22 protein-coding genes are annotated in these 26366 nt (G+C 73.3%); 8 read left to right on the top strand and 14 right to left on the bottom strand.

All coding sequences use genetic code 11. From position 1 onward, the window contains the following. Nucleotides 1–49: 49 nt before the first annotated feature. The 6 genes from ACH4FH_RS28030 to ACH4FH_RS28005 form a co-directional block, all read right to left on the bottom strand. Entirely contained in the window at nt 50–745 is a 696-nt protein-coding gene (locus ACH4FH_RS28030; protein WP_398558700.1) for a TetR/AcrR family transcriptional regulator, read from the bottom strand. 36 nt (nt 746–781) lie between these two features. Continuing rightward, nucleotides 782–1906 (bottom strand): PDR/VanB family oxidoreductase, encoded by a 1125-nt coding sequence (locus tag ACH4FH_RS28025; protein ID WP_398558699.1) that lies wholly within the window; start codon nt 1904–1906, stop codon nt 782–784. 1 nt (nt 1907) lies between these two features. Further along, nucleotides 1908–2822, bottom strand: coding sequence for a metal-dependent hydrolase (locus tag ACH4FH_RS28020; protein WP_398558698.1), 915 nt, complete (start codon nt 2820–2822; stop codon nt 1908–1910). Nucleotides 2823–2935: 113 nt separating this feature from the next. Next, entirely contained in the window at nt 2936–4939 is a 2004-nt protein-coding gene (locus ACH4FH_RS28015) for a hypothetical protein (protein WP_398558697.1), read from the bottom strand. Nucleotides 4940–5047: 108 nt separating this feature from the next. Next, a complete protein-coding gene (locus ACH4FH_RS28010) occupies nt 5048–5278 on the bottom strand; it encodes a DUF397 domain-containing protein (protein WP_393892166.1) in 231 nt (76 codons plus the stop codon). Nucleotides 5279–5326: 48 nt separating this feature from the next. After that, nucleotides 5327–8476 (bottom strand): alpha-N-acetylglucosaminidase TIM-barrel domain-containing protein, encoded by a 3150-nt coding sequence (locus ACH4FH_RS28005; RefSeq protein ID WP_398558696.1) that lies wholly within the window; start codon nt 8474–8476, stop codon nt 5327–5329. Between the two features lie 517 nt (nt 8477–8993). Between ACH4FH_RS28005 and ACH4FH_RS28000 the strand changes: the two genes are divergently transcribed. The 3 genes from ACH4FH_RS28000 to ACH4FH_RS27990 are packed head-to-tail and all read left to right on the top strand — an operon-like array spanning nt 8994 to nt 11543. Next, nucleotides 8994–9869, top strand: coding sequence for a GNAT family N-acetyltransferase (locus tag ACH4FH_RS28000; RefSeq protein WP_398558695.1), 876 nt, complete (start codon nt 8994–8996; stop codon nt 9867–9869). Beyond that, the gene (locus tag ACH4FH_RS27995; protein WP_398558694.1) at nt 9866–10819 is read left to right on the top strand and encodes a lysophospholipid acyltransferase family protein; all 954 of its coding nucleotides are present in this window, start codon (nt 9866–9868) and stop codon (nt 10817–10819) included. The genes ACH4FH_RS28000 and ACH4FH_RS27995 overlap by 4 nt, the downstream gene beginning before the upstream one ends. After that, on the top strand, nt 10812–11543 hold the full coding sequence (locus ACH4FH_RS27990) for a DedA family protein (RefSeq protein WP_398558693.1): 732 nt from the start codon (nt 10812–10814) through the stop codon (nt 11541–11543). Before ACH4FH_RS27995 ends, ACH4FH_RS27990 begins: the two co-directional genes overlap by 8 nt. A gap of 11 nt (nt 11544–11554) precedes the next feature. Here the strand turns inward: ACH4FH_RS27990 and ACH4FH_RS27985 are convergent, their stop codons facing one another. The 4 genes from ACH4FH_RS27985 to glnII all read right to left on the bottom strand — a co-directional run bounded on the left by ACH4FH_RS27985 (nt 11555) and on the right by glnII (nt 15258). After that, nucleotides 11555–12118 carry a winged helix-turn-helix domain-containing protein gene (locus ACH4FH_RS27985; RefSeq protein ID WP_398558692.1) on the bottom strand — a complete coding sequence of 188 codons (564 nt, stop codon included), beginning with the start codon at nt 12116–12118 and terminating at the stop codon, nt 11555–11557. A gap of 356 nt (nt 12119–12474) precedes the next feature. After that, nucleotides 12475–13194 carry a rhomboid-like protein gene (locus ACH4FH_RS27980; RefSeq protein WP_398558691.1) on the bottom strand — a complete coding sequence of 240 codons (720 nt, stop codon included), beginning with the start codon at nt 13192–13194 and terminating at the stop codon, nt 12475–12477. Between the two features lies 1 nt (nt 13195). Then, entirely contained in the window at nt 13196–14101 is a 906-nt protein-coding gene (locus ACH4FH_RS27975; protein WP_398558690.1) for a DUF6891 domain-containing protein, read from the bottom strand. 134 nt (nt 14102–14235) lie between these two features. Further along, a complete protein-coding gene (gene glnII, locus ACH4FH_RS27970) occupies nt 14236–15258 on the bottom strand; it encodes a glutamine synthetase (RefSeq protein WP_398558689.1) in 1023 nt (340 codons plus the stop codon). A gap of 312 nt (nt 15259–15570) precedes the next feature. Here glnII and ACH4FH_RS27965 point away from each other — a divergent pair, with 312 nt between their 5' ends. Beyond that, on the top strand, nt 15571–16461 hold the full coding sequence (locus ACH4FH_RS27965; protein ID WP_398558688.1) for a Gfo/Idh/MocA family protein: 891 nt from the start codon (nt 15571–15573) through the stop codon (nt 16459–16461). A gap of 235 nt (nt 16462–16696) precedes the next feature. Then, entirely contained in the window at nt 16697–16969 is a 273-nt protein-coding gene (locus ACH4FH_RS27960) for a hypothetical protein (RefSeq protein WP_398558687.1), read from the top strand. Between the two features lie 72 nt (nt 16970–17041). Here the strand turns inward: ACH4FH_RS27960 and ACH4FH_RS27955 are convergent, their stop codons facing one another. Both ACH4FH_RS27955 and ACH4FH_RS27950 read right to left on the bottom strand, forming a co-directional pair. Beyond that, complete coding sequence (locus ACH4FH_RS27955; protein WP_398558686.1) at nt 17042–17641, bottom strand: PadR family transcriptional regulator; 600 nt, start codon at nt 17639–17641, stop codon at nt 17042–17044. Between the two features lie 23 nt (nt 17642–17664). Further along, nucleotides 17665–19686 (bottom strand): FAD-dependent oxidoreductase, encoded by a 2022-nt coding sequence (locus ACH4FH_RS27950; RefSeq protein WP_398558685.1) that lies wholly within the window; start codon nt 19684–19686, stop codon nt 17665–17667. A gap of 409 nt (nt 19687–20095) precedes the next feature. Here ACH4FH_RS27950 and ACH4FH_RS27945 point away from each other — a divergent pair, with 409 nt between their 5' ends. The 3 genes from ACH4FH_RS27945 to ACH4FH_RS27935 all read left to right on the top strand — a co-directional run bounded on the left by ACH4FH_RS27945 (nt 20096) and on the right by ACH4FH_RS27935 (nt 23760). Next, nucleotides 20096–20965, top strand: coding sequence for an arpA protein (locus ACH4FH_RS27945; protein ID WP_398558684.1), 870 nt, complete (start codon nt 20096–20098; stop codon nt 20963–20965). A gap of 66 nt (nt 20966–21031) precedes the next feature. Continuing rightward, complete coding sequence (locus tag ACH4FH_RS27940) at nt 21032–21934, top strand: class I SAM-dependent methyltransferase (protein WP_398558683.1); 903 nt, start codon at nt 21032–21034, stop codon at nt 21932–21934. Continuing rightward, nucleotides 21931–23760 (top strand): choline/carnitine O-acyltransferase, encoded by a 1830-nt coding sequence (locus ACH4FH_RS27935; RefSeq protein ID WP_398558682.1) that lies wholly within the window; start codon nt 21931–21933, stop codon nt 23758–23760. Before ACH4FH_RS27940 ends, ACH4FH_RS27935 begins: the two co-directional genes overlap by 4 nt. A 67-nt stretch (nt 23761–23827) precedes the next feature. Here the strand turns inward: ACH4FH_RS27935 and ACH4FH_RS27930 are convergent, their stop codons facing one another. Beyond that, the gene (locus tag ACH4FH_RS27930) at nt 23828–24694 is read right to left on the bottom strand and encodes an Fpg/Nei family DNA glycosylase (RefSeq protein ID WP_398558681.1); all 867 of its coding nucleotides are present in this window, start codon (nt 24692–24694) and stop codon (nt 23828–23830) included. A gap of 125 nt (nt 24695–24819) precedes the next feature. Continuing rightward, a complete protein-coding gene (glnA, locus tag ACH4FH_RS27925) occupies nt 24820–26229 on the bottom strand; it encodes a type I glutamate--ammonia ligase (RefSeq protein WP_398558680.1) in 1410 nt (469 codons plus the stop codon). Between the last annotated feature and the right edge of the window lie 137 nt (nt 26230–26366).

Below are 26366 nucleotides of genomic sequence, written 5' to 3'. Positions count from 1 at the left end.
TCCCGCAGGGGGCAGGAGTTCCCGGCGTGCGTCGTGGAAGGCCGGCGGCTCAGGCCGGCTGCGGCAACGCCAGCAGCCGGGTCAACAGCTCCCCGAACATCCCGTCCGCGGGCTCGTCCGCGAGCATCTCGCGGACCAGCTTCGCCATCTGCTCGTCATACGCCGCGCTCACCGCCATCAGCGCCGCGAAGTCGTGCACCAGCTGCCGCTCCAGCTCCTCGCGCGGAATGTGCCGCCCGTCCAGCCACAGCAGCGCGGTGGTCTCGGCGAGCGAGATCCACGAGCGCACCACCAACGCCAGGCGGGGCGGCGGATCGCCGACCCCCAGATGCGCCAGGATCTGCTCGTACGCGGCCTGCCGCACGCCGTCGATCATCGCGCTGGTCCGCCCCGACCCGACCGCGGGACCGCCCCGCATCAGCGCGGAGAAGCCCGGACCGTGTTCGTCGACGAAGTCGAAGAAACGCTCCATGACCCGCAGCAGCCGGGCACCGAGCGGGCCCTCGTGCGGCTCCTCGAAGCGCCCCGAGAGCTCCTGCGCGGCACGCCGCAACGCCTCTTCGTACAGCTGCTGCTTGCCCGGGAAGTAGTGGTAGACGAGCGGCCGGGAGATCCCCGCGGCCTCGGCGATCTCGTCGATCGAGACATCATCGGGGGACCGGCTGCTGAACAGGTCGAGTGCGACGGCGATGAGCTGCTCGCGCCGCTCCTCGACACCCATCCTGCGGCGCGCCCCGGTCGTCATGCGCACCACCCTAACGACCTGGGGCGCGGCGCGACATCAAAGGTCCAGCACGAGCCCCCCGCCGCGGGCCCGTGACACGCAGATCAACATCGAGTCGTCGCGCTCGGCGTCCGTCAGCGACTCGTCGCGGTGGTCCACCTCACCGGTCAGCACCCGCTGTTGGCAGGTGCCGCAGAACCCCTGCTCGCAGGAGTACGGCAGATCGGGCAGCGCCTGGTCGCGGATCGCCCGCAGCACCGTGGTGCCGGCCTCCACGGTGACCGTGCGGCCGGTGCGCCGCAGCTCCACCTCGAACGGCGCGTCCTCCCCGGCCGGCGCGGGCGTGGCCGGGGTGAACCGCTCGGTGTGCAGGGTCAGCCCCTCCGGGCCCGTGGACAGCAGCTCGGCCACCGCCGCCATCATCGGCTCCGGGCCGCAGCAGTGGACGGCGGCGTGTGGGGGCGCCTCGGCGAGCGCCGCGGCGAGGTCCGGCAGGCCGTCCTCGTCCTCGGCGACCACCCTCACCCGCCGGCCGTCCGCCCCCGCGAGCCCCTCCAGCTCCGCCAGGAACGGCATCGACGCCCGCGACCGCCCGGCGTACACCAGGCGCCACGGCACTCCCTCCGCCGCGGCCTGCCGCACCATCGGCAGGATCGGGGTGATGCCGATGCCGCCGGCGAGGAAGACGTAGGCGGGTGCCTCGTCGAGGCGGAAGCGGTTGCGCGGGCCGCGTACCTCGACCGTGGTGCCCTCGTGAAGCTTCTCGTGCACCTCCCGGGAGCCGCCGCGGCCGTCCTCGATCAACCGGGCTGCGACGGTGTACGACCCGCCGTCCGGCCGCACCGCGTCGGCGGGGTCCCCGCACAGCGAGTACTGGCGCACGGTGCCCGACGGCAGCACCAGGTCCAGATGCGCGCCGGGCTCCCACGGTGGCAGCAGTGTCCCCTCCAGCCCCTCCAGCCGCAGTGTCACCACCCCCTCGGCGGCCACCGTCCGCTCCGCGACCCGCAGCCGCAGCGTCGCCGCCCGGCCTCGGCCACGGCCCTGGCCCGATATCGGCTCCTCCAAGGCGGGCAGCGGCCACAGCGGTGACCGCTGGATACGGCGCCGCAACGCGCCGCGGGCGACCAGCGCGGCGCCGGCGACCACGAGCACGCCACGGATACGGGGAAGAGCGGGCATCTCAGGCGCCTCCGTGGGCAGGTGCCTCGGCCGCGGTCGCGGCGGGCGAACGGTCGAGGTACGCGACGGCCTGCTCGGTGCTGCCGTGCTGGGAGGGGTGGTACGAGCGGCTCAGGTACTGCGGGATGGAGTGCAGCATCTGCCCGGCGGTGGGCAGCACGCCCTGCCGTCCGCCGCGCAGGAATTCCTTGATCTCGGCCCTGCCGTTGAGCAGGGAGGGGTCGTGGGCCATGAAGAAGCGAACGCCGCGCTGCCACAGGAACACCAGCGCGGCGAACGCCGTCGCCCAGGTGCGCACCCGCCGCCGGTAGCCGCCGTCGAGGTGCAGGAAGAGGTCGAAGGCGACGGAGCGGTGCTCGACCTCCTCGGCGCCGTGCCAGCGCAGCAGATCGAGCATCGTCGGATCGGCGCCCTTGGCGTCCAGTGCCTCGGCGTTGAGCACCCAGTCGCCGAGGAAGGCGGTGTAGTGCTCGATCGCGGCGATGGTCGCGACCCGCTCCTTCAGCCACCACGTGCGGGCCCGGCCCGGCGGCAGCGTGCGGTCGCCGAGCAGCTTCTCGAAGAGCCAGTCCACCTGTGCCGTGTAGGGCGTGGGGTCAAGGCCCTGCTCCTTGAGGTGGGGCAGCACGTCGTCGTGGGCCTGCGAGTGCATCGCCTCCTGGCCGATGAACCCGATCACGTCCTCCCGCAGTCGGGGGTCGCGGATGTGGGGCAGTACCTGCTTGTAGACGTGCACGAACCAGCGCTCGCCGGCGGGCAGCAGCAGGTGCAGGACATTGATGGTGTGGGTGCTCGCCGGGTCACCGGGGATCCAGTGCAGGGGAGTACCCGCCCAGTCGAAGGCGACGTTGCGGGCCTTCAAGGGGGTGTGCTCGGACGCGACCGGCTGGGGCCGCAACGAGGCCGTATTAGACATGGCGTCAATGTACTGGCGGGTAAGCGCTCGGCAATACCCCTCGCACAGCGGAAATCACAGGGATTGGGCCGCCGCGGGCCGGGCCCGCCCGGACCCCGGCCCGCGATTCCCGCTCAGCGCAGTGCGGCGAGCTTCTTGCCGTCTCCCAGCAGACCGTCCAGCTCCGCCCGGTCACCGGCCTCGGCCCGCACGGCCAGCAGCCGGCCGTCCGCCCGGCCCTTGACCCCGCCGGTCGCGGTGATCGACGTGACCTGCTCGCTGCCCGCCGCCAGCAGCCACCACTGTCCGCCCGCCGCCTTCCACAGCACCCCGGCCAGCACCCGCGGAGCCCGCGGCCCGCACGCCGTACCGCCCTCCGCGCGCGCCACCACCACGCCCGGCGCGTACGGCTGCCCGTTCGGCGACGGCGCCTGGAACTGCGCCATCGTCCTGCTGCCCGCACCGCGCCAGGTCTCGGCCCGGGTGCACACCCACGCCGCATCGCCCGCGCCGCCCGTGGCGCCCGTGGCGCCGGCGTTTCCGGGCAGCGGCTGGCGGGCGAAATCCCAGGAGTTGACGGTTCGCACGCCCTGCCCGCGCACCGCCGCCAACTGGCAGGCCGTCCGCGCCCAGGCCGTCCGGGCCTGCGGCGTGCCCACCCCGCCCGGCGAGCGCGGCGGGCCGTACGTCAGCCGGGCCGGCGTCAGCTCGCCGAGGTCGGTCAGGGTGTGGCCACCCATCCGCAGCGCCGGCCACGCCGTGCACTTCCGGTCCGGGCGGGGCAGGGGGACGGGGGCGGTCAGCCCGCTCGTGCCGACGGCCACCGCCTGGCTCGCGGCCGTCGGCTTCAGCAGATCGACCAGCCGCACCGACCGCACCCACGGGGCCGCCAGATAGCGGATGTTGCCCTCCGTGCGGTTCACCACCAGCGCACCCGCCGACGCCGCCTGCGCACCGTCCGTCCGCGCGAAGTCCAGCCCCGCGCCCGAGCCGTCGCTGTGCCCTTCCGCGTCCGCCGCCTCGGCGTAGCGCACCACGCGCAGCCCGTCGTGGAAGAGCACCACGACCGCATGGTCGACGACCCCCGCGAACAGCAGTTGCGCCGGTCCCGCCGGCGGGCCGGTCGCCGTGCCCGGCGTCGCCGAGACCGGCACGCCGGCCCCCGGCCTGGCCCACACCGCGAGCGCCCGTCGCAGCAGCGCCTTGTCGCCGAGCCGGTCGCCCCGGGCCGGCCAGGCCGAGAAGTCCGGACGCGCCGCCGTCCGCCACGCCTGCGCCGTCGTCACCGTCAACTTGGCGGGATCCAGGGCCGCTTCGGCGGAGGCGTTCTGCGCGTAGGGCGGGGCGGCCGCGCCGTCCGGGCCCCAGCCGTCGCCCGGCAGCCCGAGCAACGCCCCGCACACCAGCACCGCCACGCCCGCCGCCAGCACCGCCCGGACATGCTGGCGCCGCCGGATCAGATCCGTCGGCCGGGCCTGCAGGGCGCACGGGTCGAACTCCACCGACTCCAGCAGCGACCGGTCCCGGCTGCCCGCCGGGGCCACGACCGCGTCCGCCTCCTCCAGCGCCTCCCGCGCTTCGACCACACCGGCGGCCTCCAGCAGACGCCGGGTCTCCGGCGCGCCCAGCCGCTCCAGCTCACGCAGCACGAACGCCGCCCGGCCCGGCCGGGACAGCTCAGAAAGCGCCTGGTCCAGGGCGAGTTCATCGGCGCCGCCGGCCCGCGGGAACAGCCGCAACCCCCACACCTGGGGGAGCAGCGGCGGCATCGCGGGCAGCCGCCAGCGCGGCCGTCCGGAGGTGAGGGCCGACCGCAGCACCCGCAGCCGTACGAAGGCATAGCCGGGGTCGCAGTCCGTGGGGGCGCCGCGGCGCTGCGCGGGGAGTTCGAGGCCCGCGGTGGAGGTGCGCTGACGCGGCAGGCTCCGCTGCACCACCGCGTGGGCGGTCAGCACCCGCCGGCCGCGGCTCACCTCGGGCGGCAGGACGAGATACGCCAGCCGTACCAGCCGGGGGTAGTGCTCGACCAGCGCCGCCTCGGCCTGTTCGACGTCGATGACGTCTCCGGCTTCGATACCGCCGAAGCCGTCGGGGGCGGTGCGGTCCGGTCGCGGGGATGTCGCCTGCTGCTGCTCCACGTTCGGTGAAACGAGTGAATCCTGCGATGGTCACCCGTGGCGCCGGTCCGCCCCACGGGTGACATCACGGACCGGGCGGCGCACCGCCGCGGTCGCGGAGCCCGTGTCTCAGCGGCGGAGGTCGAACTCGCCGTCCCGCGCGCCGAGGACGAAGGCGCGCCACTCGGCCTCGGTGTACCGCAGGACCACGTCCGGGTCCTTGGAGTTGCGCATGGCCACCGCCCCGCGCTCCAGGAAGGCGATCTCCACCGCCTCCTCGGAGTCGCCGGGGGCGCGCTGCCAGGTGGCGTCGGAGATGTCGAGGGCGTAGAGCCACTCCTTCTCAGCTGCGGCACTCATACCGTGATCCCCTCGCTCGTGATCCGTCCCGGTCAGCGTACGCGGTGCTCAGGTGACCTTCCAGCGGCGGAACTCCGCCATCCCGCGCGCTCCCGTACCGGAGTTGGCGGCGGAGTGGTGCAGGCCGGTGTCCTGTTCGGCGGCGGCCCCGGGGACGGTGACGGTGGCGATGTCCCGCCAGGTGGCGCCGTCATCGGTGGAGCACGCCCCGGTGTACGTACCCGATCCCCCCGCGTCCTCGCCGCGTGTCAGGCGGAGCAGTACCGGTGCGGTGACGCCGGTGATCCGGCGGTAGGTGTCCAGGGTGCCGTCGCCGGTGGAGTCGTAGGAGAGCACCACCCCGTTGGCGGGCGTCACCGAGAGGTTGAGGAAGCCCCGGCCGTCGGGGGAGCCGGTGGCGGTCGTGGCGAGGCGGTTGCGGACGACGAGGCCCGCGCGGGCCCAGGGCCCGGTGACGTCCTGCCGGGTCACCTCGGCCGTCGCCGACCCGCCCGGGGCGAGGGCGCCCGCGCGGTAGACGGTGCCGAATTCGGCGGTGGTCTTCCACAGGTCGGACCCGCCGCCGTCGACGGCGAAGCGGTCGTCCAGCTGGCCGAATACCGCCGCGTTGGTGGTGGCGGTCCGCAGCTCCGGGTCCAGTGGCCCGGCCACGAACAGGGTGCCGTCACGGGTGGTGCGGACCCGCGGCTCGCCCCGCGGGCCGTAGGCGACGGTGAGGTCGTAGGGCAGCGGCCGCAGCGGGTCCCGCAGCGGCTCGGCCGGCGCCGCGACGCGCCAGCGGGCCTCGCCGCTGCCGCCGGCCGGGATCGACGGCAGGGACACCGGGCCCGTGGGGGTGGCCGCCGGGCCGGTCAGCGTGAAGTCGACGCGGCCGGTCGACCGCAGCCCGTTGACGTTGCGCAGCGCCGCGGTCACGGTGGCCTCGCCGCCCGGCGGCATCACCTCCGGTGCGGCGGTGACCGTGACGGTTCCCTGGTAGGGCGCCTCGGCGAGGGTGTCGTGGACCCGCCGCGCGGTGCGGTGGGCGTCGGCCGTCGGGCGCAGCGGGTAGCTTTTGCGCTCGCGCGTCCAGGGCTCCTCGGTCGCGTACCAGTCGAACGTCTTCGGTGCCCGGCCCGCCGCCAGGGCGTCCGCCAGCTCGTCCAAGTACGCCTGCCACTGCGGCAGATGGACGTCGCCGATCAGGCCGTGCCAGTCGCGGTTGGCGTAGTTGGCGAGCGAACCGCCGTCGGCGGTGACCCGGTCCGCCCAGGTGGTGATCAGCGCGCGGGCACTGTGCTCCAGCCGCGCCTCCTCCTCGGGGCCGGACGCCATCGCCTTGGCGTCGGCCAGCCACGGCCCGAGCAGGAACCCGCGGTGCGCCCCGGTGACCTCCTCGCTCAGCCGCATCAGCCGCAGCCACAGGTCCGACAGCGCCCGGAAGGTCGTCAGGTCGGCCCGCCGAAAGGCGTCCTCCAGCTGAGGGATCAGCTGCCAGGAGCGGTTGGCGAGGGCCTGCCGGGCGGCATCGGTCAGGTCGTAGCGGTAGGCGTCGCTGCCCCGCAGCGCCGGGCGGACCGTCAGCAGCGCGGCGAAGGCGCCATCGAAGACCGCCGGGTCGAAGGCCGGGGTGTGGGTGGCCCAGCGGGTGCCGGAGCGGGCGGCCAGGCTCGGGCGGGCGGCGAAGACCGAGTCGTGCGGCCGGCCGTCCTTGCTGCTGATCTCGTACGCGCTGGTGCGCAGCGCGGCGAAGGCGGCGCGGGCCTGCGCGTCGCGCCCGCCGTAGCGGGTGTCGGCGTAGTCGTCGAACCAGGCGGCGCGGTCCACCGGCCGCTCCCGCCAGGCCAGTTCGCCGAACAGCTCGAACGCCGCCGGGTCGCGTTCCGCGGCCTCCGGCATGTAGGCGGTGCCGACGAGCGTGCTGCCCGGTTTGTCGCGCCACGCGGTGAACCGCTCGGCCCACATATGGGTCTTGGCGCCGATGGTGGTGCGGCCGCCGAAGTTGGGGATGGTGCCGAAGGCGTACGGCACCCCGCCCCAGTCCCGCTCCCGGTCGGTGACCGTGTCGAGATCGCTCAGCCCGTCCACGATCAGCATCCGGTCGTGGTCGACGGCGTCCAGCAGATCGCGCCGCGGGTTCTCCTGCCAGCCCAGGATCACCCAGGTCGCGCCGGGGCGGGCGGTGCGCAGGGCCCGCTCGACGGCGCGGGCGGCATCCGGCACCGGCACGTCGCCGGGGTTGCCGCCCTCGTGCAGCAGATCCATCTTGAAGTGCTGTGCCGGGCCCAGCAGTTGGTGCTGGTGGTGGTAGAAAGCGGCGGCGACGTCGGCGAAGACCTCGGTGCGCGGATCCAGCCAGTCGGGGCGCTTGAGCCCGGACCAGGTGCCCTGCGGAACGGTGCGCGCCCCGGGGTTGCGGTCGGCGAAGCCGTCCGGGACGGTGCCGAAGTAGCCTGGCAGCACCGGGTGCATGCCCAACTCCCGCAGCCGGTCGGTGATTTTCCGGCCCAACTCCGCGCGGCGGGCGATGAGTTCGGTGGAGGTGGGGCCGCCGTACGCGCTCATGTTCTGCAGCAGCCACCAGGGCTGGTGCGACGGCGCGGGGATCCAGCCGCGGGCCTCGGCGTCCGTGTAGCCGAAGGCGGTCAGCACCCGGTGGTAGACGGCTTCCGAGCCGGGCGTCACCAGCACCTCGTTGACGCCGCGCAGCGCCAGCATGTCGATCATCCGCTCCCAGCGGGGCCAGTCCGCGTACGGCGCCGTGTAGCCGTCATGGGTGTCGTTGAGCGCGAAGCGGTGCGGCAGCGCGGTGGACCGCTCCAGGGGCGCGGCCGGGGCGGGCAGCCGGGCGGGCAGGTCGAGCTGATCGCCCGCCCAGGTCAGCTGGGCCCGGCAGGTGTACCGCAGATACCAGTTCACGCCGGTCAGCAGCACCGCCGGGCTGGTCCCCGCGACCCTGATGCGTCCTGTGCCGCCGTCGACCCGGAAGCGCTCGGTGCCACCGTCCGCCGCGAGCGGCTCCAGGACGAACTGGTCCGCATGGCGGGGCAGCAGCCTGCGCAGCGCCGCTCGCGCCGGTGCGGTGTCGAAGGTGGCCGCCCGTCCCGGCCGGTGGCCCGAGTGCCCGGCCGCGGAGGCCGGAGCCGCCCCGCCCAGCGCAGCTCCGGCGCCGATCGCTCCGGCGGCCCCCAACAGCGCGCGTCGTGACGGTTGGCTCACGTGTGCCCCCACTGCTCGGCAGAAACAACAGAACCGTGCGGGAGCACGCTAACGGGCCGTCAGCCCCGCTCCAAGTAGGCCAGGGCGGCCCGCACCCGCCCGCCTCGGCGCCCCGCGCGGCCGGAGTGGGGCATTTCGCCTGGCCTTCGGCCCCGTACGGCCCGGCCCTACGTGGCCCGGCGCCGGGCCACGGCGACCAGTGTTCTGCGGACCCTCATCCGTACGCTCCCTGGGCTTCACGCGCCCGGCCGTCCGGCACGGGAACAGTCTGGCAGGTAGAGAACGCCAGGTCATGGGGCTGCTCCTCCGGTAGGAGGGCACCCCGCAGCACGTCACAGCGGTCCGGGAACGGTCCGCCGGAGGCCGCCCGGTACGCAGGGCGGCCGTCCGTACCGGCGGGTGCGCCCGGCTCTGCCGCTCCGGTCCGCACCGACCCCTGCCGCGCGCTGTCCCACGCGGCTCTTGGCTCACCGCCCGTCGACCCCACCGGCCTCCCCACTCCCCATGGAGAGCTCGCATGAGCATGGCATCGACCGCGTCCGCCGCCGTCCCCACACCCACCACCGCCCCCGTCACCGAAGGCACCGCCCCGCCCGGACCGCCTGCCGCCCCGCCCGCCACCGATCCGGCCGACGCGCCCGGTTACGCCGTCGCCCTCGCCGACAGCCAGGAACAGATACGAGCCGCCCAGCGCCTGCGTCACCGCGTCTTCGGCGAGGAGATGGGCGCCCACCTGCACTCACCCCTTGCCGGGCACGACATCGACGCCCTCGACGACCTCACCGACCATCTCATCGTCACGGCCACGGCCACGGCCACCGCCACCGCCACCTCCACCGCGACCCCGCGCGTGCCGGGCGAGGTGGTCGGCACCTACCGGCTCCTGCCGCCGGGCCGCAGCCCACGGCTCTACTCCGACGGCGAGTTCGACCTCACCGCGCTGGACCCGCTGCGCTCCTCCCTCATCGAGGCCGGCCGCTCCTGCGTGCACCCCGACCACCGGGGAGGCGCCGTCATCAACCAGATGTGGGCGGCCCTCGCCCGCTACACCCTGCTCTCCGGCCACCGCTATCTGGCAGGCTGCGCCTCCGTCCCGCTCGGCGACGGCGGCACCGCGGCCGCGCACGCCTGGGAACTGGGCAGGACCCGCTACGCCGCGCCCCCCGAGCTGCAGATCACCCCGCACCACCCCTGGCGGCCGAGCGTCCCGGTGCCGGACCGCCCCCGCGCCGCACTGCTGCCCCCGCTGCTGCGCGGCTACCTGCGGATCGGCGCGTGGATCTGCGGCGCGCCCGCCCACGACCCCGAGTTCGACGTCGCCGACTTCTTCGTGCTGCTGGACATGGAACGGCTCGGCGAGCGCTACCGCCGCTACTTCCTGGGGGACCGGTGAACGGCGCCTGGGACGTCTGGTCCGCCTGCACCCCGGCCTGCGCCACCCACGCCGTGCGGCGCGTACCCGCCACCGTCACCGCCCGGCGTTGCGCCGCCTTCGCGCACGCCGTGCGCCGCGCACTGACCGACGGTGAGCGGATGGCCGACCCCGTACGGCTGCGCACCCACGCCCGCGCGCTGCTCACCGCGCTCGGGATCCGCCTGGAGAGTCCGGCCGGAGCGCTGCGGGCCGCGGCCGACACCCGTACGCGGGAGACGCGGCGCGGGACCGCGCCCGCCGCCGGGACCCCCGCCCCCGGCGGCCCCGGCACCCTCATCGTCGTCAACCACATCTCCTGGCTCGACATCCCCGCGCTGCTGGCCGTCGAGCCGGTGACCCTCCTGGCGAAGCGCGAGGTCGGCGGCTGGCCGGTCGTCGGCGGGCTGGCCCGCCGCGCCGGTACGCACTTCATCGACCGCGGAAACCCCCGCGAACTTCCGCACGCCATAGATGAGTTGACCGAACTACTGGCGTCCGGCCGGTCGGTGGCGGTCTTCCCGCAGGCCACCACGTGGTGCACGGGCGCCCAGGGCACCTTCCGCCGGGCCACCTTCCAGGCGGCGATCGACGCGGGCGCCCCCGTCCGGCCGGTGACGCTCGGCTACACCCAGCACGGCCTGCCCAGCACGGTCGCCGCCTTCTGCGGCGAGGACACCTTCGCCTCCTCGCTGCGGCGCACACTCGCCGCACGCGGGCTGACGATCGGGGTCACCGCCCACCCACCGCTGTCCGCACAGGACGCCGGACACGACCGCAGGACCCTGGCCGCGCTGGCCGGGACGGCCGTCATGGGCGGCCCGCCCCGGCCCACCCGGCACGCGCCGGAGCGGGCACCGGCACCTCAGGCGCCGCTGTGCGGCACGTCACCTCACCTACGCGCGCCGGCGCAGGCCCCGCACCATGTTTGAGCATCTGGACCGGCTCGCCGAACCGCTCCAGGGCATGCTCGGTTCGCCCTGGCTGTGGCTGATCGTCCTGCTGGTCTCCGGACTCGACGCCCTGCTGCCGTTCATGCCCAGCGAGACCACCCTCGTCCTGGTCGCCGTCCTCATCGGCCCGGACCCGCCGCTGCTCGCCCTGCTCGCCGTCGTCGCGACGGCGGGCGCCCTGGCCGGCGACTGCCTCGGCTACGCCGTCGGCCGCTCCGCGGGCCCGCGGGCCACCGCCCGGCTGCTGCGCGGCGCCCGCGGCCGGACACGGCACGCGCAGGCCGGGGCGATGGTCGAACGGCACGCCGCCACCCTCGTCATCGCCGGCCGCTTCCTCCCGGGCGGGCGGGTGGTCGCCGCGCTCTGCACCGGCGGCGTCCGCTTCCCGCTGCGCCGGTTCGTCGTCCTGGACACGGTGGGCGCGAGCCTGTGGGCGCTGTACGGCACGGCCCTCGGCGGCTTCGGGGGCGCGGCGTTGACCGACTCGCCGGCCGAGGCACTGCTCCTTGCTTCGGGGGCAGGAGTGGCGGTGGCCGGCGCAGTGGCGTGGGCGCGGCGACGCGGGCTGCCGCACCGGCCCGCGGCACGCAGGGAGTGCAGGGCGGGCCGGAGCCGGACGGGGAAGAGCTTCCCGCCGGGCCCCGGCGCGCGACCCGGCCTCGCGGAAGGGGGCCTGGAAGGGAGCCTGAAGGAGGGGGTCTGAACCCCTGCGCCTCAGGCGCTGGGCACGTACTTGTAGCCCACCCGCCGCACCGTCACGATCGACGACCGGTGCTCGGCGCCCAACTTGCGGCGCAGCCGGGCCACATGGACGTCGACGGTGCGGCCGTCGCCGACATGGCCGTACCCCCACACCGTGGTCACCAACTGGTCCCGGGTGTGCACCCGGTGGGGGCGCGCGACGAGGTGGCTCAGCAGCTCGAACTCCAGGTAGGTCAGGTCCAGCGGCCGGCCCTGGACCTGCGCGGTCCGCTGTTCGGGGTCGATGCCGATGATCGCGTCACCGGTCGGCTCGGCCGCCGGTTCCGGGACCGGCCGCGGGGCGGCGGCCGACTCGGCGGGGACGAGCACGAGGTAGCCGACCATCGGCGGCTGGCCGGGCAGTACGGGCAGGCTGTGCTGAGGCGCCGGCAGCCAGGTCGCGCCGGAGTTCAACAGCTCCGCGACCGGCGGTACTTCGTCCGGCGTCACGGCGCGCAATCGGTGCCGGGGGGCGTGGGGGAGGGGCGGGAGGGTGGCCGTCGCGGAAGCGGCAGGCAGCGTACGGACGTTCGTCATCAGGGTCAGCTCTTTCGCGCAGAGGGGCGTCTGGGACGTCATGCGCGCGGGCAGGGCTGGGGACGCCGGTCAGCGGCGTCGAAGAAGGGTGTGCGGGCCCGCGCTCAGTGCGCGCGGCAACACAGACGATCGAAAGCGTGCGCCTGCCGGGACGGCCAGAAAGGCTCGAGGTCGCTGCGACCCGTCGCGGTGTCTGTAAGGCTGGCCATGACCCCATTCAACCAGACTGCCGGGGACTTGTCCCTCGTCGAGGTACCGGCTTGGCTTGAATCACACGGTGTGGCCCTGCCGTCCGCCGGCGGGGAGCGAGCCGGCCGGTCCGGCCGGCCCGTTTGCAGGCCCCGCCGCCCGGACGGTCAGCGTCGTGCGGGCGCCGACCGCACCGCCCTGCGCACCCGCGCCGCCCGGACCGGGCCCCGCGGTCCCGCCGTTCCGGCTCCGGCCGGCGCCCGCCACGGCTCGCCCGCGCCGAGCACCGCGCCCGCCGCCACCCCGAGCACGACCGCCGCCAGATGTCCGGCGTCGGTGAAGGTCCGCCGGGGGCGCAGCACGGGGCGTATCCCCAGCGCCAGGAGACCGGCCGTCGCCGCGACCCGCGCGCCGCGGTGCGGGACGGTGGCGGCCAGTGCGCCGACCGTGGCGCAGAAGCCGTAGCTCGCCCCGACGTCGACGGCCCGCGCGGTCGCGTCCGGCGGATCGGCGCGCACCCGCCCGCGCAGGCCGGCGTACACCAGCAGACTGGCGCCCAGGTGCCCGGCGGCGAACAGGCCGGCCGCGCGCGCCGGTCCCCACCGCACCTCGGCCGTCCCGAGGGCGGCGAGCAGGGCGGCGGCGTACGGCGCGGGCAGGGGTTCCTCGACGAATACCGCGCTGGTGGCCAGCGTCCGCCACCGGCCGGCCCGCAGATTGGCGACATTGGTGGAGTGCGCGCGCAGCAGCTCCACGCGCTGCCGGCGGGGGAGTCGCGCGGTGGCCGAAGCACGGAGCTGGACGGCGCCGACGTACAGCGGAGTGATCCAGGGGACCCGCCGAGCGGCGGGCGCCGCGCCGGAGCGCGGTGCGGGGTGCGGCGGCATCTCAGGCTCCCGTCGGCAGCCGCTTGTGCCACTCCAGCGGCGCGACCCGGACGACCTGGTCGGGGTCACCGTCCCACTGCACCGGCAGGCCGGCGCCGGACAGCGCGGCCGCCACCGTCCGCCCGATCTCCGCCCGGTCCCGGCCGGAATCGGCGTAGGCGCCGTAGCGCACCGCGAGACCGTGTCCCGCCGCGGCGGCGTCGGTGTCCTGGTAGTGGAAGAAGGCGAAGCCGTGGTCGGCCTCGGCGCGCTCCGCACCGATCTCGGCGAGCCCGCAGTTGCCGCAGCAGCTGAAATTCATCCGGGCCGTCAGCCCCTGGCTGTCGAGCGCGGCGAACGCCCGCGCGACCAGGTCCGCTTCGGTCACCTCGGGCCAGCGGGCCTGCTCGGCGAGGCGTTCCTCCCAGAGGCCGGCGACGATCCGCCGCGCCTCGTCCAGCGAGACCGGGGACTCCTCGGGGTCACGGGCGTCCACGACGCCCTGGGCGACGTCGTGGAATCCCCAGAAACCGGACCTGATGTCCTTACGGGCCCGCTCCTCGGCCTCCGCGCGGACCTCGGGATCCAGACCGGGCGTCGAGACCAGGTCCGCGGGCTGCCAGTCGAACGCCGTGCGCCAGGAGTCCGCGCCGCGGGCCCAGGCCAGGAACACCTCGACGACCTGGCCGGTGTCGGTCGACTCGGCGGTGAAGTGCCGGTCGGGAGCGCCGTCACGGAACTCCACGGTGAACGGCCCCGCGCCCTCGCGCCAGGTCTGGAGGAACGTCTGCTCCTCCTCGGGATCGCGCTCGACCACCACGAAATGATCGTCGGCACCGCCGATCCGCCCCAGCAGACCGGCGAGTTCGCCCTCGGCGGGGCGGGCAAGGACCGGCCCGGTCTCGGTCTTCACGGTGATCGCAAGCATGGGTACAGCCTGCCAGCTGCCACTGACATCCGGCACCGGTACTGCGCGCGCGGCACCTGCCGGGCGCACGAAGGGGCCGGGCCTCGCCGGCCCGGCCCCTTCACATGTGCTGCGCTTCGTTGTGCCCCGAGGGGTCAGACCTGCTCGCGTCGCGCCAGCTCGGTGCAGCAGGTGTCCACCATCAGCCGGGTGACCACGTACGGGTCGACGTTGGCGTTCGGCCGACGGTCCTCGATGTAGCCCTTCTTCTCCACCTCGACCTGCCACGGGATGCGCACCGAGGCGCCGCGGTCGGAGGCGCCGTATGAGTACGCGTCCCAGGGGGCGGTCTCGTGGGCACCGGTCAGGCGGTCCTCGATGCCGGTGCCGTACTGGCGCACGTGCTCCAGCGGCTTGTCGCCCTGGCCCAGCGCCTCGCAGGCGGTGATGATGGCGTCGTAGCCCTCGCGCATCGCCCGGGTGGAGAAGTTGCAGTGCGCGCCCGCGCCGTTCCAGTCGCCCTTGGCCGGCTTGGCCTCCAGCGACGCGGTGACGCCGAACTCCTCGGCCACGCGGTGCAGCAGCCAGCGCGCCACCCACATGTGGTCCGAGACCTCCAGCGGCGCCAGCGCGCCGACCTGGAACTCCCACTGGCCGGGCATGACCTCGGCGTTGATGCCGGACAGGCCGAGACCGGCCGCCAGGCACAGGTCGAGGTGCTTCTCGACGATCTCCCGGCCGAAGATGGCGTCGGCGCCCACGCCGCAGTAGTAGTCGGCCTGCGGAGCGGGGAAGCCACCGCCCTCGGGGAAGCCGAGCGGGCGGTCGCCCTTGAGGAAGGTGTACTCCTGCTCGATGCCGAAGATCGGCTCCTGGCCGGCGAACTTCTCCGCCACCGGGCGCAGCAGGGCGCGGGTGTTGGAGGGGTGCGGCGTCAGGTCGGTGTGCAGGACCTCACAGAGCACCAGGAGGTGGTTGCCGCCGCGGATCGGGTCGGGGCAGCTGAACACCGGCTCCAGGACGAGGTCCGAGGAGTGGCCTTCGGCCTGGTTGGTGCTGGATCCGTCGAAGCCCCAGCGGGGCAGCTCGGCACCGTCGGCCAGGATCCTGGTCTTGGAGCGGAGCTTGGCGGTCGGCTGGGTGCCGTCGATCCAGATGTACTCGGCCTTGAAGGTCACGGGGTCCTCTTATACGGGTAGGTGCGGGTACGCGTGCGGGCGTACTGCGGCACTCTCGCAACCAGCCGTTTCTCATCCATTGCCCGTATGTGAACCGCAGGTTACTCAACCGGACGGGCCGGAAATCCCCAGGATTTCGTCCCCTTATGCCCTGGAATATAGGCCCCTGTGGAGTGGTCGCCCGGCCCCTGCAGCCCCGTGAATCCCAGATGGTGGGACGTCGGATCCGCCCCGGCGCTCCCGGACGCCCGGGAGCGGAGCGGCCGTCACGTACTGCCGGACCCGCGCCACACCCCGCGAGAGACTGGCCCCATGACGACGACCCCGCGCATCGGCCTTCTCGGCACCGGCCCCTGGGCGCAGCGCGTCCATGCCCCCGTCCTCGCCGCCCACCCCGGCGTCACACTCGTCGGCGTCTGGGGGCGCAGGCCCGAGGCCGCCTCCGCACTGGCCGAAACCCACGGCAGCCGCCCGTATGCCACGCCCGACGAACTGTTCGCCGCCTGCGACGCGGTCTCCATCGCCCTGCCGCCGTCCGTCCAGGCGCCGTTGGCGGTCCACGCCGCCGAGGCGGGCTGCCACCTCCTGCTCGACAAGCCGGTGGCCACCGATGTGGCCGAGGCTCGCGCCGTCGCCGATGCCGCGGAGCGCGCGGGCACCGCCTCGGTCGTCTTCTTCACCGCGCGCTTCGGGAAGGAGGAGGGCGAGTGGATCGCTGCCCAGGCCGCCGTCGACGGCTGGTTCACCGCGCACGCCGACTGGCTCGGCTCGGTCTTCGCCGCCGACAGCGCGAGCCCGTACGCCGACTCGCCCTGGCGCCGCGAGAAGGGCGCCCTGTGGGACGTCGGGCCGCACGCCCTGTCCGTGCTGCTCCCCGTACTCGGCGACGCGGAGGCGGTCACCGCCACCCGCGGGCCGGCCGACACGGTGTTGCTGGCGATGCGCCACAGCGGCGGTGCGGCGAGTTCGGCGACGCTCAGCCTGACGGCCCCCGCGGCGGCGGCAGGCGTGGGGATCACCCTGCGCGGTAGCGCGGGCACCACGGCCCTGCCCCGCCGCACGGACGGCCCGCAGCCGGCGTTCCACCGCGCCGTCGACGCGCTCCTCGCCGCCGCCCGCACCGGTCGCCCGGACCCCTGCGACGTCCGCTTCGGGCTCCGCGTCAGCGAGATCCTGGCGGCCGCGGAGGAGCAGCTGGGGTGAGGCCGGCCGGGGCGCGTCACGCGGTGCGCGCAGGGCGGCGGGCACCGTCGGGAAAGGTGTCCGAGGGCCGCCCGGCGACGGACGGGGAAGGGGCGCGGGCACCGGCTCCACGGGCAGCGCGCGGGCCGGTCCCCGAAGGCCCCAAATCCCCGCTGGCCAGGGGCTTTTGTCAGTGGTCGCCAGTAGAATGGGAACCAGTCAGTGAGGGTTCATCCACGCTCCAGGAGGTCCGCCGATGGCCGCTGCCACACTCATGACGAAGCCTCTCCCGGCCCACCCGCTGCCCAAGAAACCCCTGCCCGCCGGATGGCCGCGCGAGCGGTACGAATCCCACAACCGCCGCCTGAAGGCGATGCGTCTGGCCATCGCCCTGCTCGACACCGGCGTGTACCGCCCCGAGCAGGCCCACAACCGCAAGATCCGCGCCACCGCCGCCGACATCGGCGTGCACGCCCCGTCCGAAACCACCTGCCGTCTGGTGCGGGCCCTGATCTACGACAACTGCTGACGACGCACGGATGACAGCGCGGCCGGCTCCGGGACTCCCCGGGGCCGGCCGCCGCCGTATGCGCGCTCTCGCTCAAGGGGAGCTGCCCTCAGCCTCCCCGCCCTGAGCTTCCCCGCCCTGAGCCTCTCCGTCCTGCGCCGCCTCGATGTCCGCCACCTCCGCGAGCGCTTCCGTCAGCCACTGCACCCAGTACGTCTCCAGCCCGATGCCCGCCCGCAGCACCAGCCGCTGCAACCGGTCGTCGGGCGACGTCGGGGCATCGAAGTCCCGCTCCTCGATGCGGCTGTACTCCGCCAACTGCCTTTGGTGCAGGGTGAGATGGCGCCGCAGTTCGTCGTCGAGCCCATGGCGTCCCACCACCGCCGAGGCACGCAGCCGCAGTAGCAGCGCGTCCCGGACGGGCTTGGGGTCGTGCTCCCCGGCCGCCCACCGGGTCAGCTCCGTCCGGCCCGCGGGCAGCACCTCGAAGTCCTTCTTCTGCCCGCGGGCGGGCTGGTCCGAGGGGAGCGCGCGGATCAGCCCGGCCTGCTCCAGTTTCCCCAGCTCGCGATAGATCTGCTGATGCGTGGCGGACCAGAAGTACCCGATCGACCGGTCGAACCTGCGGGTCAGCTCCAGGCCCGACGACGGCTTTTCGAGCAGGGCGGTGAGGATCGCGTGCGGGAGTGACATGGGGGAATCCTAGGCAGCGCCGCTCACAGGGTGGCCGCCAGTTCGGTGCCCTGCGCGATGGCCCGCTTGGCGTCGAGTTCCGCGGCGACGTCCGCCCCGCCGATGAGGTGCGCCTCGTGCCCGGCGGCCAGCAGCTTCTCGTACAGCTCGCGGCGGGGCTCCTGCCCCGTGCACAGCACGACCGTGTCGACGTCGAGGATCTCGCGCCTGCCGTCCACCGTCACATGCAGGCCGGCGTCGTCGATGAGGTGGTAGTCGGCGCCGGCGACCATGGTGACCCCGCGGTGGCGCAGCTCGGTGCGGTGGATCCAGCCGGTGGTCTTGCCGAGCCCCGCGCCGACCTTGGTCGCCTTGCGCTGCAACAGATGGACGGTCCGCGGCGGCGCCTGCCGCTGCGGGGCCTGCAGGCCGCCCGGCGTCCCGTAGTCGGTGTCCACGCCCCACTGCCGGAAGAACACCGCCGGGTCCAGGCTCGCGTCGTCCCCGCCGTCCGTCAGGAACTCCGCGACGTCGAAGCCGATCCCGCCGGCCCCGATGATCGCGACCCGCTCGCCGACCTGCGCCCCGTCGCGCAGCACATCGAGGTAGGTGACCACGCTGGGGTGGTCGGTCCCCGGGATCTCGGGCGTGCGCGGGGTCACACCGGTGGCGATCACCGTCTCGTCGAAGCCGCCGTCGGCCAGCATCTCCGCGGTGACGGCCGTGCCCAGTCGGACGTCGATCCCCCAGTGCTCCAGCTGGTGGCGGAAGTAGCGCAGGGTCTCGCCGAACTCCTCCTTGCCCGGGATCTTCCGCGCGACGTTCAGCTGTCCGCCGATCCGCTCCGCGGCGTCGAACAGCGTCACCTCGTGGCCCCGCTCGGCCGCCGCCACGGCGCACGCCAGCCCCGCCGGCCCGGCGCCGACCACGCCGACGCGCTTACGGCGCCGGGTCGGCGAGAGCACCAGCTCCGTCTCGTGGCACGCCCGCGGGTTGACCAGGCACGAGGTGATCTTTCCGCTGAAGGTGTGGTCGAGGCACGCCTGGTTGCATCCGATGCAGGTGTTGATGGCCGCGGCCCTGCCCTCGCGGGCCTTCTTGACGAAGTCGGGGTCGGCGAGCAGCGGACGGGCCATCGAGATCAGGTCGGCGTGCCCGTCGGCGAGCAACTGCTCCGCCACCTCGGGGGTGTTGATGCGGTTGCTGGTCACCAGGGGGATCGAGACCGCGCCCATCACCTGCCGCGTCACCCAGGCCCACGCTCCGCGCGGCACCGACGTCGCGATGGTGGGGATGCGGGCCTCGTGCCAGCCGATACCGGTGTTGATGATCGTCGCGCCGGCCGCCTCGATCTCCTTGGCGAGCGTGATCACCTCGTCGAGGGAGGAGCCGCCCGGTACGAGATCGAGCATCGACAGCCGGTAGATGAGGATGAAGTCCGGGCCGACCCGCTCCCGGACCCGGCGGACGATCTCGACGGGGAAGCGGATGCGGTTCTCGTAACTGCCGCCCCACCGGTCCTCGCGGCGGTTGGTGGCCGTGACGATGAACTCGTTGATCAGGTAGCCCTCGGAGCCCATGATCTCGACACCGTCGTAGCCCGCCTGCCGGGCCAGCTCCGCCGCCCGCACGAAGTCCTCGATGGTCTGCTCGACCTCGTCGTCCGTCATCGCGTGCGGCGTGTGGCCGCTGATGGGCGCCTGGAGCGCGCTGGGCGCCACCAGCCCCGCGTGGTGGGCGTACCGCCCGAAGTGCAGGATCTGCATCGCGATCTTGCCGCCCTCGCGGTGCACCGCGTCGGTGACGAGCCGGTGCTGCGCCGCTTCGTCCTCGGTGGTCAGCGAGGAGCCGCCCTCCCAGGGGCGCCCGGCCTCGTTGGGCGCGATGCCGCCGGTGACCATGAGCCCGACACCGCCGCGCACCCGCGCCGCGTAGAAGGCGGCCATCCGTTCGAAGCCGTGTGGCGCCTCCTCCAGGCCGACGTGCATCGATCCCATCAGCACGCGGTTCGGCAATGTGGTGAAGCCGAGGTCGAGCGGGCTCATCAAGTGCGGGTACTGGCTCATCCGGCGCCTCCTTGCACAGCGGTGGTCAGCCACTTTCTAGACCACCCGAGAGCCTTATGCAACAAGTTGCATAAGAACGTGACGCACGCGACGCCGGGAGCGCGGAGGTGGCGCCGGACCCCGCGTCGCCCCCGGTCGACCCGGACCCGGAGTCCGTACGGGCGGACGTGTGGCGAATTCGGTGCCGAGGGGACGCCGCCCCCGGCATCGTGTGACGTGTCACAGACAATCCCGGGTCTCCCCATGGCGAACCCAACTGTGTTACTCATCAGTAGAGTTGATGATGAGCCGAGGGTGCGCCCCGACGGCTCGCGGACCTTGCCGGGCGTCGCGTGTGGACTGCCGGCAAGGTCCGCGAGCGTCGGGGCGTCCGGTTCGGGACGGTCTGCCCGTACGTGGAGAGGATCGAATGAGCACTCTGGAAGCCATGAAGTTCGACCAGCTGGTCGACACGGCTCGCTACCCCCTGTCGGAACTCGAAAGCGCCGAGGCCAGGGCCGTCGTCACCCGCGCCCGGCGCGAGCTGGAAACCCTCGGCTGCACCGTGCTGCCGGACTTCATCCGCCCCTCGCTCCTGGACGTCCTGCGCCAGGAGTGCGCGGACATCGCGCCCCGGGCGCACTTCGACGTCGAAACGGTCAACGTCTACAACATCCCGGTCGACGCGGACCTGCCGGCCGACCACCCCGGACGGCGGACCTTCCAACGGGGCAACGCGTTCGTCGCGCGGGACCGCATCCCCGCCGACGCCCTCATCAGCCGGCTCTACTCCCACACGGTCTTCCAGCGCTTCATCGCGCGCTGCTTCGGGCTGCCGCAGCTGCACGAACTGGCGGACCCGCTCTCCGGACTTGTTCTCAACGTCGTCTCGCCGGGCATGGAGCACCCGTGGCACTTCGACACCAACGAATTCACCGTGAGCATGCTCACCCAGCAGACGCAGGACGGCGGCGTCTTCGAGTACTGCCCCCACATCAGGTCCCCGCACACCGAGAGCTTCGACGACGTCCGGGACGTCCTCGACGGCCGGGGCGAGCGCCTGACGCGGCGCCTCCCCCTGAAGCCGGGCGACCTCCAACTCTTCAAGGGGCGCTACTCCCTGCACCGGGTCAGCCCCGTCCAGGGCGACATCGCGCGGCACTCCGCGATCTTCGCCTACAGCGAGCGGCCCGGCGTCATCGGGAGCGTGGCGCGCACCCGGCAGCTCTTCGGCCGGGTACTCCCCGCGCACGAGGCCGCGGAGGGGCGAGCCGTCAGGGGCGACCAGCTGCTGGATTAGCGGATGGGCAGGGCACGCAGTCGTAGGCCGAATCCCCTCTCTGCGATCCACCAAGGAGTACGCCCCGTGCGCTTCGACGCGACCGGAAAAGTCTCGCTCGACCACATCTACACCCAGCCCGATCCGCGCTCCTACTTCCGTGTGCTGCAACCCCTCGGCTACTGCATCCCGCAGCAGGCCAAGCCCTACTTCGCCAAGCTGATCCAGGAGTACCGTGAGTACCGGCGGGTCGCGGCGCCGACCGTGCTGGACATCGGCTGCTCGTACGGCATCAACGCCGCCCTGCTGAAGTACGACACGACGATGGACGAGCTCTACAGCCGCTACTGCGGGGCAGATGTCGACGGCACGCCGGCCGCCGCACTCACCCGCGAGGAACTGCTGGCCCGGGACCAGGAGCTGTCCCGGTCCCGCCGGCCCGCCCACGCCCTCCGCTTCGTCGGCCTGGACACCTCCGCCCCCGCGCTGGCGTACGCCACGGAGGCCGGCTTCCTCGACGACGCCGTCCACGCCGACCTGGAGCGCGACGAACCCACCGCCCGCCAGCGCGCGCAGCTCGCCGGGGCGGACCTCGTGATCTCCACGGGCTGCCTCGGCTACGTCACCGAGCGGACCCTCACCCATGTCGTCCGCGCGCAGGAAGGCCAACTGCCCTGGATGGCGCACTTCGTGCTGCGGATGTTCCCCTTCGACCCCGTCGAGGACACGCTGTCCCGGCTCGGCTACCGCACCACCCGCGTCGAAGGGACCTTCAGGCAGCGGCGGTTCGCCTCCCCGGAGGAGCAGGCGCAGGTACTGGAGACGATGTCGGCCGCCGGGGTGGACCCGCACGGCCTGGAAGCCGATGGCTGGCTCCACGCACAGCTCTACCTCTCCCGCCCGGCGGGCACGGCCGGCGCTCCGGCCGAGGACCCCGCCGCCCCCGCGGAACCCACCCGTTCCCCCGACCCGAATCGAGAGCAGAAGTGAAGACCAGTCAGGACACCGCAGCCGCCGCGACCTTCGCGGGGGAGGACAGCCTGCCGCGCGTACCGCTGCCCACGCTGGAGGAGAGCTGCGAGAGGTTTCTCGCCTGGAGCGCGCCGCTGCTGACCGCTGACGAGCGGGCGGCGACCGAGGCGGAGGTGGCCGCCTTCCTCCGGCCCGACGGCCCCGGCCGGGCACTGCACGCGGCACTGGCGGAGTACGACGCCACGGAGGGCGTGCACAGCTGGCTCGACACGTTCTGGCCCTACCGCTACCTGGGCCGCCGGGACCGGATCGCCCTCAACGCCAACTTCTTCTTCCTCTTCCAGGACACCGGCCGGCCCCAGGTCGAGCGGGCGGCCGGACTCATCGCGGGAGCCGTCCACTACAAGCGGCAGCTCGACCAGGAGCTGATCCCGCCGCTGGCGCCGCGCGGCGTGCCCCAGTCGATGGAGCAGAACAAGTTCCTGTTCTCGACGACCCGCATTCCCGGGGCGGAGCAGGACACCGTCCGCGCCCCGTACACCGAGGCGTCTCCCGGGCCGTCCCGGGCCCGGCACATCGTGGTCTTCCACCGCGGCAACATGTTCCGGCTCGACGTGTTCGGCGCGGACGGGGTACCGCACAGCCTGGAGGACCTGGAGGCGGGGCTGAACGCCGTCCTGAAGGCCGGCGCCGAACCGGCCGCCCGGGACACCTCGGTGGGTCATCTGACCACCATGGCCCGCGCCGAGTGGGCTGCCACCCGCCAGGACCTGCTCGCCTGCGACCCCCGCAACGCCGACGCCCTGGAGGACGTCGAGACCGCGCTGTTCTGCCTCTGCCTGGAGGACTTCGCCCCCGCGGACACCCAGGACACCTGCGACCAGCTGCTCCACGGTGACCGCGGCAACCGCTGGTTCGACAAGGCCGTGTCCCTGATCGTGTTCGCCGACGGCCGTGCCGGCATCAACGTCGAACACTGCGAGCTGGACGGGACCACCATCCTCAGCTTCGTCGACGCCCTGCTCGCCACCCCGGCCGAGGAGCACTCCCGGCGGTCCGGGGCCCGCGCCCAGGGACAGCCCGCCCTGCGGCCGGTCGTCTTCGGACTGGACGAGGCCCTGCGGGCGCAGGTGCGTTCCGCCGCCGACGCCTTCGCGGCGTACGGCGAGAACACCGCGACCACCACCGTGTCCTTCGAGGACTTCGGCAGCACCGCGGCCAAGGCCCTGCGGGTCTCGCCGGACGCCTTCGTCCAGCTCGCCTACCAGCTCGCCCACCAGCGCGCCAAGGGACGGCTGGGCGCCACGTACGAGTCGATCGCCACCCGGCAGTACCGGCGCGGGCGGACCGAGGCGATGCGCGTCGTCACCCCGGAGATCCAGCGGTTCGTCGCGGCGATGGAGGACCCCGCCGCGGACGCGGACACCCGCCGCGCCGCGTTCCGCGCCGCTGCCGCCCGGCATGTGACGCGCGCCAAGGAATGCCAGATCGGTGAGGCGCCCGAGCAGCACCTGTGGGAGCTGGAGCTGATCCAGCGGCGGCGCGGTGCCGAGCTGGGAGTGACCGAGCAGCCCTCGCTCTACCGGTCACCGGGCTGGGTGACCATGCGGGACGACTACCTGAGCACCAGCTCCGCGCCGTCCGCCCACATCCAGTACTTCGGCTTCGGATCGACCAGCAGCCGGTGCATCGGCGTCGCCTACGTGCTCCTGCCGGACCGCTTCAACCTCTACCTCAGCACCCCGCTGGCGGTGGCCGACCAGATGCGGACCTTCGCCGACCGTCTCCGCGAGGCCGTCGCCGAACTCCGCGAACTCCTCGCCTCCGAGCAGCCCGAGGGCTGAACCCACCCCGCCGCCGGACCGGGAACCGCGCACCGGTACCGGTCCGGCGGCGGGAGCGGGAACCCCACTACTTCAGCAGCCGGGACAGCCGCCGGTCCGCGAGGATCTTGCCGCCGGTCTGGCAGGTGGGGCAGTACTGCAGCGCCGAATCGCTGAAGGACACCTCGCGGATCGTGTCCCCGCAGACCGGACAGGGCTCGCCCTTGCGCCCGTGGACCCGCAGTCCGCTCTTCTTCTCCGCCTTGAGGTCCCCGAGGGCCAGCCCGCGGGATCGCTCCACCGCGTCGGTGAGCGTCGACCCGATCGCCTCGTACAGCCGGGCCACCTCGTCCTCGGAGAGATTGGCCGCCGCCTTGAACGGCGACATCCGCGCCGCGTGCAGGATCTCGTCCGAGTAGGCGTTCCCGATCCCGGCCAGCACGCCCTGATCGCGAAGGACGCCCTTGATCTGCCGGCGTTCCCCCTCCAGCAGCGCGGCGAAGTCCGCGAGACCGAAGGCCCCGGACAGCGGATCGGGCCCGAGCCGCGCCACACCGGGCACCTCCTGCGGATTCCGTACGACATACACCGCGAGGTGCTTCTGGGTGCCCGCCTCGGTCACGTCGAAGCCCGCACCTTCGGGCTCGGCGAGCCGGACCCGCAGCGCCAGCGGCCCCTTCCCGGGCCGCGGCGGCGTCTCCGGCAGCTTGTCCTTCCACCGCACCCAGCCCGCCCTGGCGAGGTGCAGGACCAGATGCAGGTCCCCGGCCCGAAGATCGAGGAACTTGCCGTGCCGGGTCACCTCGTCCAGCGCCCGGCCCTCGAAGGCGGTGAGCGGAGGGTCGTACGTCTTGAGCGCGTGCACCGCGACCGGATACACCCGCGCGACGGACCGGCCGACAAGCCGATCGGCCAGGAACCGGCTGAGGGACTCGACCTCCGGCAATTCAGGCATACCCCCAGTCTGCACGGCCCCACTGACACCCGGCCGCCGGCCGCGCCTCCCGGTGAAGGAAGGACACGTCCGGCGGCCCGAAGACTGCCCGGGAGAGCGGAAGCCCGCTCCGCCCCGCGGCGTTCTTAGATGTCGAAGTACAGCTCGAACTCGTGCGGGTGCGGCCGCAGCTGGATCGGGGCGATCTCGTTCGTGCGCTTGTAGTCGATCCACGTCTCGATCAGGTCGGGGGTGAAGACACCGCCGGCCAGCAGGTACTCGTGGTCGGCCTCAAGGGCGTCGAGGACGGCCGGGAGGGAGGTCGGGACCTGGGCGACGCCCGCGTGCTCCTCGGGAGCCAGCTCGTAGAGGTCCTTGTCGATCGGCTCCGGCGGCTCGATCTTGTTCTTGACGCCGTCCAGGCCCGCGAGAAGCAGCGCCGAGAAGGCGAGGTACGGGTTCGAGGACGGGTCCGGCGCGCGGAACTCGACGCGCTTGGCCTTCGGGTTCGAGCCCGTGATCGGGATACGCATGGCCGCCGAGCGGTTGCGCTGCGAGTAGACCATGTTGACCGGGGCCTCGAAGCCGGGGACCAGGCGGTGGTAGGAGTTCACCGTCGGGTTGGTGAAGGCCAGCAGCGACGGGGCGTGCTTGAGGATGCCGCCGATGTAGTAGCGGGCGGTGTCCGACAGGCCGGCGTAGCCCTGCTCGTCGTAGAAGAGCGGGTTGCCGCCGGACCACAGCGACTGGTGGACGTGCATGCCGGAGCCGTTGTCACCGAAGATCGGCTTGGGCATGAAGGTCGCGGTCTTGCCGTTGCGCCAGGCGACGTTCTTGACGATGTACTTGAACAGCATCAGGTCGTCGGCCGCGGCGAGCAGCGTGTTGAACTTGTAGTTGATCTCCGCCTGGCCGGCCGTGCCGACCTCGTGGTGCTGACGCTCGACCTGCAGGCCGGCCGCGTCCAGCTCCAGGGAGATCTCGGCGCGCAGGTCGGCGAAGTGGTCGACCGGCGGGGCCGGGAAGTAGCCGCCCTTGTACCGGACCTTGTAACCACGGTTGTTCACCTCCGAACCGGTGTTCCAGGCACCGGCCTCGGAGTCGATGTGGTAGAAGGACTGGTTCGCGCTGGTCTCGAAGCGGACGCTGTCGAAGACGTAGAACTCGGCCTCGGGGCCGAAGAACGCGGTGTCCGCGATGCCGGTGGAGGCGAGGTAGGCCTCGGCCTTCTTGGCGATGTTGCGCGGGTCGCGGCTGTACTGCTCACCCGTGATCGGGTCGTGGATGAAGAAGTTGATGTTGACCGTCTTGTCACGACGGAACGGGTCCACCCGGGCGGTCGACAGGTCCGCGCGCAGCGCCATGTCGGACTCGTGGATCGCCTGGAATCCGCGGATCGAGGAGCCGTCGAACGCCAGCTCCTCGGCCGGGTCGAACGCCGTTGCCGGGATCGTGAAGTGCTGCATCACACCGGGCAGGTCGCAGAAGCGGACGTCGACGAACTTGACGTCCTCGTCCGCGATGAACTTTTTGGCCTCGTCGGCGTTCTGGAACATCCAACTCCTCCTAGCCCGGTCACCGGTCGGCAGACGCGGGGTTGCTACTCGGAGCGCGTCCATGTGCGGTGGCGCGCTTGCCCGCCGACCATAGGCAGGCGGGATTTCCCAAGCATGACCCATTTGTTTCGGTGAGG

The sequence above is a fragment of the Streptomyces sp. NPDC017993 genome (assembly GCF_044328065.1).
Lineage (GTDB): Bacteria > Actinomycetota > Actinomycetes > Streptomycetales > Streptomycetaceae > Streptomyces.
The sequence above is the reverse complement of the archived record's forward strand: the minus strand, read 5'-3'. Positions and strand labels throughout refer to the sequence as shown.

Bases quoted from the DNA above. Each gene is read 5' to 3' on its own strand.
- ACH4FH_RS28030 (WP_398558700.1), bottom strand. From the start codon at position 745: ATGACGACCGGGGCGCGCCGCAGGATGGGTGTCGAGGAGCGGCGCGAG.
- ACH4FH_RS28025 (WP_398558699.1), bottom strand. From the start codon at position 1,906: ATGCCCGCTCTTCCCCGTATCCGTGGCGTGCTCGTGGTCGCCGGCGCC.
- ACH4FH_RS28020 (WP_398558698.1), bottom strand. From the start codon at position 2,822: ATGTCTAATACGGCCTCGTTGCGGCCCCAGCCGGTCGCGTCCGAGCAC.
- ACH4FH_RS28010 (WP_393892166.1), bottom strand. From the start codon at position 5,278: ATGAGTGCCGCAGCTGAGAAGGAGTGGCTCTACGCCCTCGACATCTCC.
- ACH4FH_RS28000 (WP_398558695.1), top strand. From the start codon at position 8,994: ATGAGCATGGCATCGACCGCGTCCGCCGCCGTCCCCACACCCACCACC.
- ACH4FH_RS27990 (WP_398558693.1), top strand. From the start codon at position 10,812: ATGTTTGAGCATCTGGACCGGCTCGCCGAACCGCTCCAGGGCATGCTC.
- ACH4FH_RS27985 (WP_398558692.1), bottom strand. From the start codon at position 12,118: ATGACGAACGTCCGTACGCTGCCTGCCGCTTCCGCGACGGCCACCCTC.
- ACH4FH_RS27980 (WP_398558691.1), bottom strand. From the start codon at position 13,194: ATGCCGCCGCACCCCGCACCGCGCTCCGGCGCGGCGCCCGCCGCTCGG.
- ACH4FH_RS27975 (WP_398558690.1), bottom strand. From the start codon at position 14,101: ATGCTTGCGATCACCGTGAAGACCGAGACCGGGCCGGTCCTTGCCCGC.
- ACH4FH_RS27965 (WP_398558688.1), top strand. From the start codon at position 15,571: ATGACGACGACCCCGCGCATCGGCCTTCTCGGCACCGGCCCCTGGGCG.
- ACH4FH_RS27960 (WP_398558687.1), top strand. From the start codon at position 16,697: ATGGCCGCTGCCACACTCATGACGAAGCCTCTCCCGGCCCACCCGCTG.
- ACH4FH_RS27955 (WP_398558686.1), bottom strand. From the start codon at position 17,641: ATGTCACTCCCGCACGCGATCCTCACCGCCCTGCTCGAAAAGCCGTCG.
- ACH4FH_RS27950 (WP_398558685.1), bottom strand. From the start codon at position 19,686: ATGAGCCAGTACCCGCACTTGATGAGCCCGCTCGACCTCGGCTTCACC.
- ACH4FH_RS27945 (WP_398558684.1), top strand. From the start codon at position 20,096: ATGAGCACTCTGGAAGCCATGAAGTTCGACCAGCTGGTCGACACGGCT.
- ACH4FH_RS27930 (WP_398558681.1), bottom strand. From the start codon at position 24,694: ATGCCTGAATTGCCGGAGGTCGAGTCCCTCAGCCGGTTCCTGGCCGAT.
- glnA (WP_398558680.1), bottom strand. From the start codon at position 26,229: ATGTTCCAGAACGCCGACGAGGCCAAAAAGTTCATCGCGGACGAGGAC.